This window comes from Streptomyces sp. NBC_00354 (assembly GCF_036106915.1).
Taxonomy (GTDB): Bacteria; Actinomycetota; Actinomycetes; order Streptomycetales; family Streptomycetaceae; genus Streptomyces.
In genome coordinates, this window is sequence record NZ_CP107983.1 from 2,697,733 (window position 1) to 2,713,654 (window position 15,922).

The following is a 15,922-nucleotide window of genomic DNA, read 5'->3' on the forward strand; positions in this document are numbered from 1 at the left end:
GTGAGCCCGATGAGCCAGGCGGCACAGAACCTGAACTGGTTGATCACCAACTTCGTGGACAACACCCCTGGGGTGTCCCACACGGTGGTGGTCTCCGCCGACGGCCTTCTTCTGGCGATGTCCGACGGATTCCCGCGCGACCGCGCCGATCAGCTGGCGGCCGTGGCCTCCGGTCTGACGTCGCTGACCGCAGGAGCCTCCCGCATCTTCGAGGGTGGCGCCGTCAACCAGACCGTGGTCGAGATGGACCGGGGATTCCTCTTCCTCATGTCCGTCTCGGACGGATCTTCGCTCGCGGTGCTCGCGCACCCCGAGTGCGACATCGGCCTCGTGGGCTACGAGATGGCCCTCCTTGTGGACCGAGCAGGCAGTGTTCTCACTCCGGAACTGCGCTCGGAGCTGCAGGGAAGTCTTCTCAACTAGCAAACAGGCAGTGCGTTTCGCGTCATCGCACCATAGGGTGCGGTGGCGCGGTTCCACAGGGAGTACTGCGTTCTTGGAGTCGGAGGAGGAAACGTGACAACACCCGGAGGTCATCCTTATGGCGGCGCGCAGCAGCCGCAGGGTGGGCAGCACGACCAGAACCGCTTCAACTTTCCCTCCGCTCCCAGCCGGCCCGTGCCGGAGCACAACCCGTACCAGCAGCCGTACGGCCAGCCCCAGCAGGCCCAGCCGCCTCAGCGGCCTTCGCAGCAGCCCCACCGGGGTACGCAGCCGCAGGCCCCCAAGGCCCACAACCCGCTGGTGCGCCCGTACGCAATGACCGGCGGCCGTACCCGGCCGCGCTACCAGCTCGCCATCGAGGCGCTGGTCAGTACCACGGCAGATCCTGCGCGGCTGCAAGGGCAGTTGCCCGAGCACCAGCGCATCTGCCGCCTGTGCCAGGAGATCAAATCCGTCGCGGAGATCTCGGCACTTCTCTCCATTCCTCTTGGTGTCGCCCGAATCCTCGTCGCCGACCTGGCGGAGGCGGGCCTTGTCGCCATTCACCAGCCCGGCGGCGACGAGTCTGCCGGCGGCCAGCCAGATGTGACACTGCTCGAAAGGGTGCTCAGTGGACTTCGCAAGCTCTAACGGCGGAGCGGCTCGCTCCACCACCTCCGCGAAGATCGTGGTGGCGGGCGGCTTCGGCGTGGGCAAGACCACGTTCGTCGGCGCGGTCTCCGAGATCAACCCGCTGCGCACCGAAGCCGTCATGACGTCCGCGTCGGCCGGCATCGACGATCTGACCCACACCGGGGACAAGACGACCACCACGGTCGCCATGGACTTCGGCCGCATCACCCTGGACCAGGACCTGATCCTGTACCTCTTCGGTACCCCCGGTCAGGACCGGTTCTGGTTCATGTGGGACGACCTCGTCCGCGGCGCCATCGGCGCCGTCGTCCTCGTCGACACCCGCCGCCTCGCCGACTGCTTCCCCGCGGTCGACTACTTCGAGAACAGCGGCCTGCCGTTCGTCATCGCCCTCAACGGCTTCGACGGACACCAGCCGTACACGCCGGAGGAAGTCCGCGAGGCCCTGCAGATCGGCCCGGACGCTCCGATCATCACCACCGACGCCCGCCACCGCGCGGACGCCAAGAGCGCGCTCATCACGCTCGTAGAGCACGCCCTCATGGCCCGCCTGCGCTAGGTGCCCCACCGAACACCGAAAGGCCCCCGCACTCCTCGGAGTGCGGGGGCCTTTCGGTGTTCGGTGGGGCGGTCCGGCCACGACGAAGCCCCCGTACGTACGAGGGCTCGTACGTACGGGGGCTTTGCGAGGCCAGGTCTTCCGGAAGAACTAGCCCTGCCAGCTGTGCGGGGCGCGGAAGCCGGGAGTGCGCTCCAGGCGGCGCCAGCGGGCCTGGGAGCCCATGCGGTGCACCGGGCGGGCCTCCGGGGTGGCCGCGGCGCGGGCCAGCAGGATCGCGGTGATCGCGGCCAGCTCCTCGGGGGCGGCGTTGCCCTTCTCGACGCGCAGCAGGGTGTCGGTCGTCTTGCTCATCAGTGGCAGGTCTCCTTCGCTGTTACTGCGGCGGGTTGCCGTGCTTGCGGGACGGCAGATCGGCGTGCTTGCTGCGGAGCATCGCCAGGGCACTGATCAGGGTTTCGCGGGTCTCCGCCGGGTCGATGACGTCGTCCACGAGACCGCGTTCGGCGGCGTAGTACGGGTGCATCAGCTCGGCCTTGTACTCCTTGACCATGCGCGCGCGCATCGCCTCGGGGTCCTCGGCCTCCGCGATCTGCTTGCGGAAGATGACGTTGGCGGCGCCCTCGGCGCCCATGACCGCGATCTCGTTCGTCGGCCAGGCGTACGTGATGTCCGCGCCGATGGACTGGGAGTCCATGACGATGTACGCGCCGCCGTAGGCCTTGCGCAGGATCAGCGAGATCCGCGGGACCGTGGCGTTGCAGTACGCGTACAGCAGCTTGGCGCCGTGGCGGATGATGCCGCCGTGCTCCTGGTCGACGCCCGGCAGGAAGCCGGGGACGTCCAGCAGGGTGATGATCGGGATGTTGAAGGCGTCGCACATCTGGACGAAGCGCGCGGACTTCTCGGAGGCCTCGATGTCGAGGACGCCGGCGAGGTGGGCGGGCTGGTTGGCGACGATGCCGACGACCTGGCCGTCGAGCCGGGCCAGGGCGCAGATGATGTTGCGGGCCCAGCGCTCGTGGATCTCCAGGAAGTCGCCTTCGTCGACGAGCTCCTCGATCACCTTGTGCATGTCGTACGGGCGGTTGCCGTCCGCGGGGACCAGGTCCAGCAGGACGTCCGAGCGCCGGTCGGCGGGGTCGGAGGTCTCGTGGACCGGCGGGTTCTCCCGGTTGTTGGAGGGCAGCATCGAGATGAGGTAGCGCACCTCGGAGATGCAGGTCTCCTCGTCGTCGTACGCGAAGTGCGCGACACCGGAGGTCTCGGCGTGCACATCGGCGCCGCCGAGGCCGTTCTGGGAGATCTCCTCGCCGGTGACGGCGCGGACGACGTCGGGGCCGGTGATGAACATCTGCGAGGTCTCGCGGACCATGAAGACGAAGTCCGTCAGGGCCGGGGAGTACGCGGCGCCGCCGGCGCACGGGCCCAGCATGACCGAGATCTGCGGGATGACGCCCGAGGCCTTGGTGTTGCGCTGGAAGATGCCGCCGTAGCCGGCGAGCGCGGAGACGCCCTCCTGGATACGGGCGCCCGCGCCGTCGTTCAGGGAGACCAGCGGGGCACCGGCCGCGATGGCCATGTCCATGATCTTGTGGATCTTCGTGGCGTGGGCCTCGCCCAGGGCGCCGCCGAAGATGCGGAAGTCGTGCGCGTAGACGAAGACCGTGCGGCCCTCGACCGTGCCCCAGCCGGTGATGACACCGTCGGTGTACGGCTTCTTGCTTTCGAGGCCGAAGCCGGTCGCCCGGTGGCGGCGCAGCTGTTCGACCTCCTTGAAGGAACCCTCGTCGAGCAGCAGCGCGATGCGCTCGCGCGCGGTCAGCTTGCCCTTGGCGTGCTGCGCCTCGGTCGCCCGGTCACTGGGTCCACGCCGCGCCTGCTCGCGCAGGGAGTGCAGCTCGGCCACGCGCCCGCGGGCGTCCGTCGGCTCGCTCGGAGTCTGGTCCACAACGGTCATGTATCGACCTTACGAAGCGGTCGAAGAAAAACCTCCGTTGGTTCCACACAGTCTCGGGTGTGTTCCGCTGTCCGGCCCGGACAGAACCGCCACGTGATGCGCGGACACCACCAGGCGGGGCCCCCCTCCTTTGTGGAGTGTCCACAAAACCGTGCGACACGGACCCTAGATGTTGAAATTTGAACGGAATAGGTCTAGCGTCAGTCTCGTTGAACGTTCAACCAACACCGAGCAGGGCACCCCCCAAGGAGCAGATCATGGGTCTCTTCACCCGCCGCAGCCAGGACACCGCCGTCGCCACCCTCGAGGTGGACCCGGCGCTGGCCGCCCTCACCGGCGACTACGCCATCGACGCCGCCCACAGCAGCATCGGCTTCACCGTCCGCCACGCGATGGTGACCAACGTCCGCGGCAGCTTCACCGACTACGCCGGCACCCTGCAGCTCGACGGCAGCGACCCGGCGCGCTCCGCCGCCTCCCTCGAGGTGAAGGTCGCCTCCGTGGACACCGGCATCGCCGACCGCGACGGCCACCTGCGCAGCGGGGACTTCTTCGACACGGAGACCTTCCCGCTGATGACCTTCCGCTCCACCCAGGCGGCCCAGCTCGGCGGCGACAAGTACCGCATCACCGGCGAGCTGACGATCAAGGACGTGACCCGCCCGCTCTCCATCGACCTGGAGTTCAACGGTTCGGCCACCGACGTCTACGGCAACGAGCGCGTCGGCTTCGAGGGCGCCGCCGAGATCCTGCGCTCCGACTGGGGCCTGACCTGGAACGCCGCGCTGGAGGCCGGCGGCGTCATGGTCAGCGACAAGGTGAAGCTGACCTTCGACATCTCGGCCATCAAGCAGGCCTGACCCGCCTGACGCCGCCGGGACCGGGGGCGGTCCTAGAAGCCGCCCCCACCGTCGAACCCGCCGCCACCGTCGAATCCACCGCCGCCGCCGAAGTCCCCTCCCCCGAAGTCGGAGGAGTTGAAGTCGGCGCCGGAGTAGTCCCCGCCGTCGTAGCCGCCCATGTCGGAGGCATAGGCGGGGCTCGACATCATCGAGCCGAGCAGCGTGCCCACGAGCAGGCCGGGCAGGATGCCGCCGCCGAAGTATCCGCCCGCCCAGGGGCCGTACGCCGGGCCGGCGTCGTAGTACGGGCGCGGCCCGTACTCGGTGTCGACCGTGCGGACCATCGGGTCCTTGCCGTCGCGCAGGCGGACGGCGTCAGCCGCGCACACGGGGACGGTACGCGCCGCCCCGCCTGCCGGCGCCCAGCCGGCGTCCTGCGTACTCGGCCCGTGCCGCGGGTCGAAGAAGCAGGGCGAACGGCGCTCGGGCAGCGGCCTGCCCTCACGGCGGGCATCGAGGCTCGCCAGCGCGAACCGGCCGTCCTCCAGGGCCTGGGTGACTCCCCTGACCTCGTCGGGGTGCTGGACGGAGGCCATGATGTCCTTGGCCTTCTCGTACGAGTCGAGGCCCTTCTCGTAGTCCGCCCGCATGGCGTCGTCCGCGCCGGGCTCACCGGGGTGGAAGTCCAGCCGGTCGAGCTCCTCGCCGAACGCGGTGATGTCCTCGTCGACGACCACGCGCAGCTTTTCGATGGCCTCGCGCTCCGCCTCTTCCTTCTTCTTGCGGTTGCGGCGCACCAGCGCGTACGCACCGCCGCCGCCGATGGCGGCCACCGCGCCGAGCGTGATCAGCCCGCCGACCGGGACCCCGCCGCCGCTGCCGGAGTCGCCCCAGGAGGCCGGGGCGCCGCCCTTGGCCTGGGCCAGGGCCTGGTCCACGAAGTTGTTCAGCTGCGTGCCCGCGTCCACGGGCCCGCCCGCCTTCACGGCATCGGTCAGGTTGCGGACGGCGTTGGCGGGCATGACGGCCCGGTCGGCGCCCGCGTTGAAGCCGTCGCCGAGCCGGATCGCGTACAGCCCGGTGATGCCGGTTTCGGCCCGGACCGTACGCAGCACGCTGTCGGCGGGGAACTCCGCGTTGGCCGGCAGCACGGCGACGAACACCGGTTTCCCGGCGTCCTTGATCTTCTTGGCCAGCGCGTCCGCCTGGGCCTTCGGCAGCTGCGCCTCGGCGCGGGGGTCCACGTAGACCGGGCCCTGCTTGAGGGCCTCCGCCACGGCAGCGGGTCCGGTGGCCGCCGATGCCTGCGGGGCGGCCACGAGGGCGGTCGCGGACAGGGCCAGCAGCAGACCGGCCAGCAGCCGACCGGAACGTACGGTTATCAGCCTGGTCCTCATATCCCCGACGCTACCGGAACCGCCACTTTCCTGTGTGAGCAGGACATAAACCCCACCGACCCCTGCCACGGGGGCAGGGGTCGGGGTGAGTGGGGCTCGGCTACTCGGCGGGTTCCACCCCGGCGTGGAGCAGGCCGTAGGTGATGGCGTCCTCGAGGGCCTGCCAGGACGCGGCGATCACGTTCGGGGCGACGCCCACCGTGGACCACTCGCGGCTGCCGTCCGTCGTGGCGATCAGGACGCGGGTCGTGGACTCCGTGCCGTGCTTGCCCTCCAGGATGCGGACCTTGTAGTCGATCAGCTCGAACTTGGCCAGCTGGGGGTAGAAGCGCTCGAGGGCGACCCGCAGCGCCCGGTCCAGGGCGTTGACCGGTCCGTTGCCCTCCGCCGTGGCGACGATCCGCTCGCCCTTGGCCCACAGCTTCACCGTGGCCTCGTTGGCGTGGGTACCGTCCGGGCGGTCCTCGACGATGGCTCGCCAGGACTCCGTACGGAAGTACTTGCGGGCCCGGCCCTCGACCTCCGCGCGCAGCAGCAGCTCGAAGGAGGCGTCGGCGGCCTCGTACGTGTAGCCCGAGAGCTCCCGCTCCTTGACCCGCTCGACGACCCGGGAGACCAGCGCGCGGTCCCCGCCGAGGTCGACGCCGAGCTCCTTGCCCTTGAGCTCGATGGAGGCGCGCCCGGCCATGTCGGAGACCAGCATCCGCATGGTGTTGCCGACCCGCTCGGGGTCGATGTGCTGGTACAGGTCCGGGTCGACCTTGATGGCCGAGGCGTGCAGGCCCGCCTTGTGCGCGAAGGCCGAGACGCCGACGTACGGCTGGTGCGTGGACGGGGTCAGGTTCACGACCTCGGCGATGGCGTGCGAGATGCGGGTCATCTCGGCGAGCGCGCCGACGGGCAGCACCTGGCGCCCGTACTTGATCTCCAGCGCGGCGACGACGGGGAAGAGGTTGGCGTTGCCGACCCGCTCGCCGTAGCCGTTCGCGGTGCACTGCACGTGCGTGGCGCCGGCGTCGACGGCGGCCAGGGTGTTGGCCACGGCGCAGCCGGTGTCGTCCTGGGCGTGGATGCCCAGGCGCGCCCCGGTGTCGGCGAGTACGGTCGCGACGGTCGCCGTGACCTGCGCGGGCAGCATGCCGCCGTTGGTGTCGCAGAGGATGACGACGTCGGCGCCGGCCTCGTGCGCGGTGCGCACGACCGACTTCGCGTACTCGGCGTTGGCCCGGTAGCCGTCGAAGAAGTGCTCGCAGTCGACGAAGACGCGACGGCCCTGGGCGACCAGGTGGGAGACCGTGTCCCGGACCATCTCCAGGTTCTCGTCCAGCGTGGTGCGCAGGGCGAGCTCGACGTGCCGGTCGTGGGACTTGGCCACCAGGGTGATCACCGGGGCGCCCGACTCGAGCAGGGCCCGCACCTGCGGGTCCTCGGCGGCCGAGCCACCCGCCCGCCGGGTCGCGCCGAAGGCGACCAGCTGGGCGTGCTTGAAGTCGATCTCGGCCCGGGCGCGGGCGAAGAACTCGGTGTCGCGGGGGTTGGCGCCAGGCCAGCCGCCCTCGATGAAGCCCACTCCGAAGTCGTCCAGGTGCCGTGCGATCGTCAGCTTGTCGGCGACGGTGAGGTTGATGCCCTCACGCTGGGCGCCGTCGCGCAGAGTGGTGTCGAAGACGTGGAAGCTGTCCGTGTCGTCGGCGGGGTCTTGCGCCGACGCTGTCGCCTCTGTCGTCGTCATGCTGATCTGACTCCTGTCGGATGAGTGGTTCCGGATACCCGCCCCAGGGCAGGCCGCCGCCACTGCCCCCATCATCCCGCGCAGTACGTTCCCGGCAGGAATGGAGCCGGGAAACGAAAAGACCTCTCGCGGGTGCGAGAGGTCTGCGCGCGGGTCTGGGGCACGATGGCCGCTTCCGCGAAGGTTTTCCACGGTTCAGCGGCCACTGCGGACCGGCGCGCTGCTGTCCATAATCATGAGCTGAGCAGGCACATCCGCAGTGTGTCATACCGTCTCACCGCAAGAGCGGCGCGTCTCACGATACGAGAGCCTCGTCAAGGAATTCCGAGACGTGGGCCAGGATGTCCGCCCGCCCTATCCCGGGCAGGCCGACGGCGACCTGGATGCTGAACCCGTCGAGCAGGGCCCGCAGCCGGGCGCCGAAGCGGTCGGGGTCCACGGGCCGGAACTCCCCGCGCGAGACTCCCTCGGCGAGCAGGGCCACCAGGTCGCGGTGCCAGGCGCCCTCGATGGCGGCCTGGCGTTCGCGTTCCTGCGCGCCCGCGTTCTGCGAGCGGTTCCAGACCTCCAGCCACAGGGTCCAGTGCGGGTCCCGGGCCCCCTCGGGCACGTACAGGTCCACGTACGCCTGCAGGCGCTCGCGCGCCGAGCCGCGGCGGGACAGCAGGGCCCGCCGCTTCGCACCCAGGGCCGCCTCGCTCCACTCCAGCGTCTGCAGCAGGAGCTCGTCCTTGCTGCCGAAGTAGTAGAGGAGGTGGCCGCTGCTCATACCGACCTGGCGGCCCAGCCCGGCCATGGTCAGGCCCTCCAGGCCGCGCTCGGCGATCGTGGCCATGGCGGCGACGAGTACGTCCTCGCGCGGCGGCGCGTTCTTCCGGACCGCGCGTACTCCACCGGCCGCCATGGGCCACTCCTTCGTCGATCCGCCTCGGGTCAGACCTTCGGCTGCTGCTGGGTGATGCAGTGGATACCGCCACCCCCGGCGAAAATCGTACGTGCGTCAACCAGGGTCACGGTCCGCTCGGGGAACAGGCCGCGGAAGATCTCGGCGGCCTCCTCGTCGCGCGGGTCGTCGAAGGAGCACAGCACGACGCCGCCGTTGCACAGGTAGTGGTTGATGTAGGAGTAGTCCACCCACTCCCCGTCCTCCTCCAGCACGGTCGGCGCCGGGATCTCCACGACCTCCAGCTGCCGGCCCTGTGCGTCGGTGGACGCGCGCAGGAGGGCGGCGATGGTCTTGCAGCGCTCGTGGTCCGGGTGGGCCGGGTCGGGCTGGGTGTGGACCATCACCACGCCGGGGCGGGCGAAGGCGGCCACGATGTCGACGTGGCCCTGCGTGCCGTAGGTGCCGTAGTCGCCGGCCAGGCCGTACGGCAGCCAGATCGCCTTGGTGGTGCCGAGGTGGGCGTGGATCTCCTCCTCGACCTCCCGGCGGGTCCAGTCGGGGTTGCGCCCGGCGCCCAGCTGCACGGTGTCGGTCAGGAGCACGGTGCCCTCGCCGTCGACGTGGACGGCGCCGCCCTCGTTGACCAGCCGGGTGCTGTACGTACGGGTGCCGGCGAGGTCGGAGACGTACCGGGCGACCTTGGAGTCGTGCTCCCAGCGGGCCCATTCCTGGGCGCCCCAGCCGTTGAAGGTCCAGTCCACGGCGGCCAGCTCGCCGGCCTCGTTGGTGACGAAGGTCGGGCCGATGTCGCGCATCCAGGCGTCGTCGAGCTCGCGCTCCACCAGCTGTACGTCGTCGCCGACGACCGCGCGGGCGCTCTCGGCGTCGCCGGGCGAGACGACCAGGGTCACCGGCTCGTACGCGCGCACCGCGCGGGCGACGGCGCCCCAGGCCTCGCGGGCCTCGGCGAGCTCCTGTTCGTTGGTGAAGGTCGGGTTGGGGCTGGGCCAGGCCATCCAGGTCCGCTCGTGGGGCATCCACTCGGCGGGCATCCGGAATCCGCGGGCGGCGGGCTTTTCAGTCATGGCAGGGGTCCTTAAAAAGCTGTGCCGGTTTACAAGCTGTGCTGGTTTACAAGAAGTACAGGCGGTTGAGGGAGACCGAGTCGGCCGCTTCGGAGCGCAGCGGGTCGCCGTCGAGGGTGACGAGCCCGCTGCGCGCGTCGACATCGACCGCGCCCACCCGGGAGTTGAGGAGGAGGTTCCCGGGGCCGATGCCGCGGGTGCCGCGGACGGCGACCCGGCGGCGCCGGGTCGGCATCTCGTCGCTGCCCAGGGCCGCCGCGGCGGCCGAGACGAAGGCGACGGAGATGTCGGCGGGGGTGGCTCCGTACGAGCCGAACTGCGGGCCGAGGACCAGTGGTTCGCAGGTGTCGGTGGCCGCGTTGGGGTCGCCGGTGACCCCGTACGCGGGGAAGCCGGACTTGAGGACCAGCTGCGGCTTGGCACCGAAGAACTGGGGGCGCCACAGGACGATGTCGGCGAGCTTGCCGACCTCGATGGAGCCGATCTCGTGGGCCAGGCCGTGGGCGATGGCCGGGTTGATGGTCAGCTTGGCCATGTAGCGCAGGACGCGGGCGTTGTCGTCGCCCTCGCCGTCGCCTTCGAGCGGGCCGAGCTCGCCCTTCATCTTGGCGGCCATGGCGAAGGTGCGGCGGATGGTCTCGCCGGCGCGGCCCATGCCCTGGGCGTCGGAGGAGGTGATGCCGATCGCGCCCAGGTCGTGCAGCACGTCCTCGGCGCCCATCGTGCCCGCGCGGATCCGGTCGCGGGCCATGGCGGCATCGCCGGGGAGGTCGGGCTTGAGGTCGTGGACGGAGACGATCATGCCGTAGTGCTCGGCGACGGCGTCCCGGCCGAAGGGCAGGGTGGGGTTGGTGGAGGAGCCGATGACGTTCGGCACGCCGGCCATCTTGAGCACGTTGGGGACGTGTCCGCCGCCGCAGCCCTCGATGTGGAAGGCGTGGATGGTGCGGCCGTCCAGGACGCGCAGGGTGTCCTCGACGGAGAGGCACTCGTTGAGGCCGTCGCTGTGCAGGGCGACCTGGACGTCGTGCTCCTCGGCCACCCGCAGCGCCGTGTCCAGGGCGCGGGTGTGCGCGCCCATGTCCTCGTGGACCTTGAAGCCGGACGCACCGCCCTCGGCCAGCGCCTCGACCAGCGGGGCGGCGTCCGAGGAGGAGCCGCGGGCGAGGAAGCCGATGTTGACGGGCCAGGCGTCGAAGGCGTTGAAGGCGTGCTTCAGCGCCCACGGGGAGTTGACGCCCACGCCCCAGACCGGGCCGAACTCCTGGCCGATGATCGTGGTGACGCCCGCGGCGAGCGAGGCCTCCATGACGCGCGGGGACAGCAGGTGGACGTGGGTGTCGACGGCGCCGGCGGTGGCGATCAGGCCCTCGCCGGAGACGATGCTCGTGCCGGTGCCGACGACGACGTCCACCCCGTCGAGGGTGTCGGGGTTGCCGGCCCGGCCGATCGCGTGGATCCGGCCCTCGCGGATGCCGATGGAGACCTTGCGGATGCCGAGGACGGCGTCGATGACGAGCACGTTGCTGATCACGACGTCGCAGGTCTCGCGGACGGCGGCGGCCTTCAGGTGCAGGCCGTCGCGGGCGGTCTTGCCGAAGCCGGCCAGGAACTCGTCGCCGGGCTTCTGGGCGTCGTACTCGACCCGCACGGTGAGCCCGGAGTCGCCGAGCCGGACCCGGTCCCCGGCGCGGGGGCCGAAGACGGAGGCGTACTCGTGGGGGTCGATGTGCCGGCTGCCCGGCGCGCAGTGGTCGCTGTGCGGAGTCTTCTTGCTCATGCGGAGGTTCCTCCCGCGCGCGGGCCGTCGGTGCCGGGGGCGGCGGTGGCTCCGCCGGAGGCCGGAGCCGCGTCGCCTCGGGCCGCGCCGGTCCCGGCCGCGTGCCCGTCCTCGGTGTCCTGGTGCGCCTCGGCGCCCAGATAGCCGCATGCCGCCGCCCTCGTCAGCGCGAGCGACTTGGCTCCCGGGGCATCCAGGGGACCGTCGACCAGGCCGGCGAAGCCGATCGCGATGCGGTCGCCGCCGATGGGGACGAGGCCGACCTCGCCCTCGCCGTGCGGGTCGAACCGTACGGACGAGCCCGCAGGCACGCACAGCCGCATGCCGTAGGCCGCGGCGCGGTCGAAGTCGAGGCGGGGGTTGGCCTCGAAGAAGTGGAAGTGGGACGTGACGCTCACCGGCACGGAGGCCGTGTTGCGCACGTGCAGGTGCAGCGCCGGCTCCGGCTGGGGGGCGCCGGGGCCGGGGACGACGGCTCCGGGGGCGTCGTCGCCGAGCGGCACCGCGCCCTGGATCGGGGCCGAGACCACCGCGAGGCGGGATCCGTCGTCGAAGATGGCCTCCACGTGCACCTCGGTGACCACGTCGGCCACGCCGGGCAGGACGTCGTCCGGGCCCAGCACGCTGCGGGCCTCCTCGATGGCCTCCGCCAGCCGCTTGCCGTCGCGCGCGGCCTCGCAGACCGTGTCCGCGATGAGCGCGGTGGCCTCGGGGACGTTGAGCCTGAGTCCGCGGGCCCGCCGGGCCCTGGCCAGTTCCGCCGCGCTGCGCAGCAGCAGCCGGTCGCGCTCCGTAGGGGTCAGCCGCACGCCGATCCACCACCCTTTGAGTCGATGGGTTAGAGCATCACTCTAACTCTTCATTTCTCGGCAATGAAGCATTGACCTGGGACCTGGGCTTAGGTCACATTGAGTGTCGCTCAAACAAATGCGAACCACCCCCCGCCCTGCCAAGGGAGTCCCCCCATGCCCATCGAACAGCGCGGAGTCGACACCATCCCCGAGGAGGAGCGGACGAGCGGTCCCCGTGACCTGATCTCGATCCTGCTCGGCTCCAACCTCTGCCTCGGCGTGATCGTGTTCGGCTGGCTGCCCCCGTCCTTCGGACTGGGCCTGTGGCCCTCGGTCACCGCCATCGTGACCGGCACGCTGGTCGGCATCGCCTTCACCGCGCCGCTGGCGCTGGTGTCCCTGCGCACGGCGACCAACCTCTCCACCTCGAGCGGCGCCCAGTTCGGCGTACGCGGCCGGCTCGTCGGCTCGGTCGTCGGCCTGCTGCTCGCCCTCGGCTACACGGCGCTCACCCTGTGGATCGGCGGCGACGTGATGGCCGGCACGCTGTCCCGGCTCATCGGCCTGCCCGACACGGGTGCCACGCGGGCCGTGATGTACGGCGTACTGGCCGCCTGTACCGTCGTCGGGGCCGTCTTCGGCTACCGGCTGCTGCTGCGCATGAGCAAGGTCCTGTCCATCGGCATGGTGGTCCTGCTCGCCGTCGGCATCTACGCCTACGCCCCCGACTTCACCACCGCCGCGCCGCCGGAGACCGCGTACCTGCTCGGCTCCTTCTGGCCGACCTGGCTCCTCGCCGCCGTCGCCGCCGGACTCAGCGGCCCCGTCGCCTTCATCACCCTGCTCGGCGACTACACGCGCTACATCTCCCCCCGCAAGCACAGCTCCCGCAAGGTGTTCTGGGCCACCTGTCTCGGCCTGCTGGTCGGCCTGCTGATCCCGCAGCTGTTCGGCACCTACACCGCGCTCGCCGCCAAGGCCGGCGCCGACTACGCCGGGCCCCTCGTCGAGGCCGCGCCGTTCTGGTACCTGCTCCCGCTGCTCGCCGCCGCGGCGGCCGGCTCGGTGGGCAACGCCGGGCTGATGCTCTACTCCATGGGCCTCGACCTCGACGCCATCGTGCCGAAGGCGACCCGGGCCAAGGCCACGCTGGTCGCGGCAGGCGTCGCCACCGGGTTCGTCTTCATCGGCTCCTTCGAGTGGGACGTGCAGTCCGCGATGACCTCGTTCGTCCTGCTGCTGACCGCGATCGGCACCCCGTGGGCCGTGATCACCCTGATCGGCTACGTCCGCTGCCGCGGGCAGTACGACGCCGACGCCCTCCAGGTCTTCAACCGCCGCTCGGTGGGCGGGATCTACTGGTACCGGGCCGGCTGGAACGTCGCCGCCACGGTCTCCTGGGCCGTCGGCGCCGGAGTCGGCCTGCTCGCCGTGACCACCCCCTTCTACGAGGGCCCGCTGCTCGCCCTGACCGGCGGCGTGGACTGTTCCTTCGTCCTGTCGGCCCTGGCCGGCGGCCTGGTCTACACGGCCCTGACGTTCCGGACCGCGAGCACGACCACCGCCGTGCCTGCCGCCGCGGGCGACACGGGCGACACCGCCGGCAAGGTGGCGCTCGCGGTCGACTGACGGCCGACACCGGGACCGGTGCACGACGCGGGCCCCGGGGGACGTCCCCCCGGGGCCCGCGTGGTCGGCGCCGCCGCCGAGCGCTAACGGCACTTCAGCGAGGTGGTCGCCTCGTTGGCCGCGGTGTCCAGCGCCTGGACCTGCGGCTGGAGCTGGGTGATCGCGTCCTTGCCCGTGGTGTCGCCGGGCAGGTCCTCGTAGGCCTTCTTGAGGTTCTCCGCGGCCGTCGTGACGGCGTCCTTCTCGGCCGACTTCAGTGCCGAGGTGCTCTCCTTGACCTTCTTCCAGTCGGCCTGGACGGCGTCATACGCCGACTGCAGCTGGTCCTTGGTGGCCGTGGCCGGATTCAACGCCTTGAGCGCGGCGTTGTCCGACTTCAACTGGACCAGGTTGGTACACAGCGCGGCGCTGGCCGACGAGGCTGCCTCCTGCGGCGTCGCATTGTCGTCGCTGGAGCATGCCGAGGCGCCGAGTACCGCGGCCGCGCAGAGCAGGCCGGAGGCAACGAACCGCTTCATGGGGATCCGCCTTCCCGCCGGCCGTGACGGCCGGCGCACGAGAGATTCACGCCGCTGGGGGCGCACCGTGCCGCCCGGAGCCGGTGTCCGGCGCCGCATCGGCAGGCGCGATCAACGTCGCACGCCGGTACGTGCACCGCATCTCCGTACGGACCGGACCCACGCGCCCGCACCGGCCGGCGGGCGCGGCGAAAGTGCCCGCGGGCCATGCCGCGGGAGGACCGCCGCGGCCACGGCGGGCGACGGCGCGGAGCACTCCCGGCGTACCCCCGTACGGGTGGCACGGACGGGTGCGGCGACCTGCCCGCACCGCCCGGCGGACCAGGTCCCGGACACACGACGAGGCCCCGGCCTCCCGGCCGGGACCTCGTCGTGGCGAGTGCGCTGCGGTGCTAGCCGAGCGGGTGCATCCAGCCGTGGGTGTCGGCGGTGTGGCCGGTCTGGAGGTCCAGCAGCGCCTTGCGGAGCTTCATGGTGACCTCGCCGGGCTGCCCGTCGCCCTGGGTCCAGTTGGCGCGCTCGGACTTGACCGAGCCGACCGGGGTGATGACGGCGGCGGTGCCGCAGGCGAACACCTCGGTCAGGGTGCCGTTCTCGTTGTCGCGCTTCCAGTCCTCGGTGGAGATACGTCCCTCCTCGGCGGTGTAGCCGAGGTCGCGGGCGATGGTGAGGAGGGAGTCGCGGGTGATGCCCGGCAGGAGCGAGCCGGTCAGCTCCGGGGTGACGATACGGTCGCCGTACACGAAGTACAGGTTCATGCCGCCCATCTCCTCGATCCAGCGGTGCTCGACGGCGTCGAGCCAGACCACCTGGTCGCAGCCGTGCTCGGCGGCCTGGGCCTGGGCCACGAGGGAAGCCGCGTAGTTGCCGCCGGTCTTGGCCGCGCCCGTACCGCCCTTGACTGCGCGGACGTACTCCTCGGAGAGCCAGACGGAGACGGGCTGGACGCCGCCGGGGAAGTACGCGCCGGCGGGCGAGGCGATGACCATGAACAGGAACTCGTTGGCCGGGCGGACGCCCAGGCCGACCTCGGACGCGAACATGAACGGCCGCAGGTACAGCGAGGCCTCGCCGGAGGAGGGCACCCAGGCGGCGTCCTGCTTGATGAGCGCGTCGCAGGCCTCGATGAAGAGCTCGGCCGGCAGCTCCGGCATCGCCATGCGGCGGGCCGAGGCCTGGAAGCGCTCGGCATTGGCCTGCGGGCGGAAGCTGGCGACGGTGCCGTCGGGCTGGCGGTAGGCCTTGAGGCCCTCGAAGATCGTCTGCGCGTAGTGCAGGGTCATGTTCGCCGGGTCCATCGACAGCGGCGCGTACGGGACCAGTTCGGCGTCGTGCCAGCCGCGGCCCTCGGTCCACTTGATCGTCACCATGTGGTCGGTGAAGTGGCGGCCGAAGCCGGGGCTGGCCAGGATCGCCTCGCGCTCCGCATCGGACAGCGGGTTCGAGGAGGGCTTGAGCTCGATCGTGGGCGTCGTCATGAGTGCTTGTCCTTCACCGGTTGTGTATGGCGGACCGCGCTCACGGCGTACTAGGACGTCCGAGCTTCCCCGCATTCCGCGGTCTCGCGTTCGATTATCGCGCGCGAGGTGCCTTCGGAGAAGCGGGGTGAATGCGGCCCAGGGGAGATGGTGGCACCCGGGGCCGCACAGGAAAAGCCGCCGGGTGC

At 71.0% G+C, this 15,922-nt stretch carries 15 protein-coding genes; 5 read left to right on the forward strand and 10 right to left on the reverse strand.

Annotated features, from left to right (window positions below; genetic code table 11):
* Positions 1-9: 9 nt before the first annotated feature.
* From OHT74_RS11755 to OHT74_RS11765, 3 genes are all read left to right on the forward strand, one after another.
* A complete protein-coding gene (locus tag OHT74_RS11755) occupies positions 10-423 on the forward strand; it encodes a roadblock/LC7 domain-containing protein (RefSeq protein WP_008739857.1) in 414 nt (137 codons plus the stop codon).
* 93 nt (positions 424-516) lie between these two features.
* Positions 517-1,074 carry a DUF742 domain-containing protein gene (locus OHT74_RS11760; protein ID WP_266663398.1) on the forward strand — a complete coding sequence of 186 codons (558 nt, stop codon included), beginning with the start codon at positions 517-519 and terminating at the stop codon, positions 1,072-1,074.
* Positions 1,055-1,636 (forward strand): GTP-binding protein, encoded by a 582-nt coding sequence (locus OHT74_RS11765; protein ID WP_037792108.1) that lies wholly within the window; start codon positions 1,055-1,057, stop codon positions 1,634-1,636. Before OHT74_RS11760 ends, OHT74_RS11765 begins: the two co-directional genes overlap by 20 nt.
* Before the next feature lie 150 nt (positions 1,637-1,786).
* Here OHT74_RS11765 and OHT74_RS11770 read toward each other — a convergent pair whose 3' ends face one another.
* Both OHT74_RS11770 and OHT74_RS11775 read right to left on the reverse strand, forming a co-directional pair.
* Positions 1,787-1,990 carry an acyl-CoA carboxylase subunit epsilon gene (locus tag OHT74_RS11770; RefSeq protein ID WP_266663400.1) on the reverse strand — a complete coding sequence of 68 codons (204 nt, stop codon included), beginning with the start codon at positions 1,988-1,990 and terminating at the stop codon, positions 1,787-1,789.
* Between the two features lie 22 nt (positions 1,991-2,012).
* Positions 2,013-3,596 carry an acyl-CoA carboxylase subunit beta gene (locus tag OHT74_RS11775; protein WP_266663402.1) on the reverse strand — a complete coding sequence of 528 codons (1,584 nt, stop codon included), beginning with the start codon at positions 3,594-3,596 and terminating at the stop codon, positions 2,013-2,015.
* A 257-nt stretch (positions 3,597-3,853) separates the two neighbouring features.
* Here OHT74_RS11775 and OHT74_RS11780 point away from each other — a divergent pair, with 257 nt between their 5' ends.
* Entirely contained in the window at positions 3,854-4,456 is a 603-nt protein-coding gene (locus OHT74_RS11780; protein ID WP_266663404.1) for a YceI family protein, read from the forward strand.
* Positions 4,457-4,488: 32 nt separating this feature from the next.
* Here the strand turns inward: OHT74_RS11780 and OHT74_RS11785 are convergent, their stop codons facing one another.
* The 6 genes from OHT74_RS11785 to ureA all read right to left on the reverse strand — a co-directional run bounded on the left by OHT74_RS11785 (position 4,489) and on the right by ureA (position 12,127).
* Positions 4,489-5,835 (reverse strand): hypothetical protein, encoded by a 1,347-nt coding sequence (locus OHT74_RS11785; protein WP_266663406.1) that lies wholly within the window; start codon positions 5,833-5,835, stop codon positions 4,489-4,491.
* 100 nt (positions 5,836-5,935) lie between these two features.
* Positions 5,936-7,567, reverse strand: a complete 1,632-nt coding sequence (gene cimA / locus OHT74_RS11790) for a citramalate synthase (RefSeq protein ID WP_266663408.1) — start codon at positions 7,565-7,567, stop codon at positions 5,936-5,938.
* Positions 7,568-7,862: 295 nt separating this feature from the next.
* Complete coding sequence (locus tag OHT74_RS11795; protein ID WP_266997206.1) at positions 7,863-8,471, reverse strand: TetR/AcrR family transcriptional regulator; 609 nt, start codon at positions 8,469-8,471, stop codon at positions 7,863-7,865.
* A 29-nt stretch (positions 8,472-8,500) separates the two neighbouring features.
* Positions 8,501-9,538 (reverse strand): agmatine deiminase family protein, encoded by a 1,038-nt coding sequence (locus OHT74_RS11800; protein WP_328620219.1) that lies wholly within the window; start codon positions 9,536-9,538, stop codon positions 8,501-8,503.
* Positions 9,539-9,584: 46 nt separating this feature from the next.
* Positions 9,585-11,318: an urease subunit alpha gene (locus tag OHT74_RS11805; RefSeq protein ID WP_328620220.1), complete on the reverse strand. Its 1,734-nt coding sequence runs from the start codon at positions 11,316-11,318 to the stop codon at positions 9,585-9,587.
* Positions 11,315-12,127, reverse strand: a complete 813-nt coding sequence (gene ureA / locus OHT74_RS11810; protein WP_328620221.1) for an urease subunit gamma — start codon at positions 12,125-12,127, stop codon at positions 11,315-11,317. The genes OHT74_RS11805 and ureA overlap by 4 nt, the downstream gene beginning before the upstream one ends.
* 156 nt (positions 12,128-12,283) lie before the next feature.
* On the opposite strand from ureA, the gene OHT74_RS11815 reads away from it, so the two are divergent.
* On the forward strand, positions 12,284-13,738 hold the full coding sequence (locus OHT74_RS11815; protein WP_266663418.1) for a cytosine permease: 1,455 nt from the start codon (positions 12,284-12,286) through the stop codon (positions 13,736-13,738).
* 83 nt (positions 13,739-13,821) lie between these two features.
* Here OHT74_RS11815 and OHT74_RS11820 read toward each other — a convergent pair whose 3' ends face one another.
* Positions 13,822-14,256: a hypothetical protein gene (locus OHT74_RS11820; protein ID WP_266663420.1), complete on the reverse strand. Its 435-nt coding sequence runs from the start codon at positions 14,254-14,256 to the stop codon at positions 13,822-13,824.
* Positions 14,257-14,648: 392 nt separating this feature from the next.
* Complete coding sequence (locus tag OHT74_RS11825; protein WP_266663422.1) at positions 14,649-15,734, reverse strand: branched-chain amino acid aminotransferase; 1,086 nt, start codon at positions 15,732-15,734, stop codon at positions 14,649-14,651.
* Positions 15,735-15,922 lie beyond the last annotated feature (188 nt).

Coding starts and splice junctions, on each gene's coding strand:
- OHT74_RS11755 (WP_008739857.1), top strand. CDS start 10: ATGAGCCAGGCGGCACAGAACCTGAACTGGTTGATCACCAACTTCGTG.
- OHT74_RS11770 (WP_266663400.1), bottom strand. CDS start 1,990: ATGAGCAAGACGACCGACACCCTGCTGCGCGTCGAGAAGGGCAACGCC.
- OHT74_RS11775 (WP_266663402.1), bottom strand. CDS start 3,596: ATGACCGTTGTGGACCAGACTCCGAGCGAGCCGACGGACGCCCGCGGG.
- OHT74_RS11780 (WP_266663404.1), top strand. CDS start 3,854: ATGGGTCTCTTCACCCGCCGCAGCCAGGACACCGCCGTCGCCACCCTC.
- OHT74_RS11785 (WP_266663406.1), bottom strand. CDS start 5,835: ATGAGGACCAGGCTGATAACCGTACGTTCCGGTCGGCTGCTGGCCGGT.
- cimA (WP_266663408.1), bottom strand. CDS start 7,567: ATGACGACGACAGAGGCGACAGCGTCGGCGCAAGACCCCGCCGACGAC.
- OHT74_RS11795 (WP_266997206.1), bottom strand. CDS start 8,471: ATGGCGGCCGGTGGAGTACGCGCGGTCCGGAAGAACGCGCCGCCGCGC.
- OHT74_RS11800 (WP_328620219.1), bottom strand. CDS start 9,538: ATGACTGAAAAGCCCGCCGCCCGCGGATTCCGGATGCCCGCCGAGTGG.
- OHT74_RS11805 (WP_328620220.1), bottom strand. CDS start 11,318: ATGAGCAAGAAGACTCCGCACAGCGACCACTGCGCGCCGGGCAGCCGG.
- OHT74_RS11815 (WP_266663418.1), top strand. CDS start 12,284: ATGCCCATCGAACAGCGCGGAGTCGACACCATCCCCGAGGAGGAGCGG.
- OHT74_RS11820 (WP_266663420.1), bottom strand. CDS start 14,256: ATGAAGCGGTTCGTTGCCTCCGGCCTGCTCTGCGCGGCCGCGGTACTC.
- OHT74_RS11825 (WP_266663422.1), bottom strand. CDS start 15,734: ATGACGACGCCCACGATCGAGCTCAAGCCCTCCTCGAACCCGCTGTCC.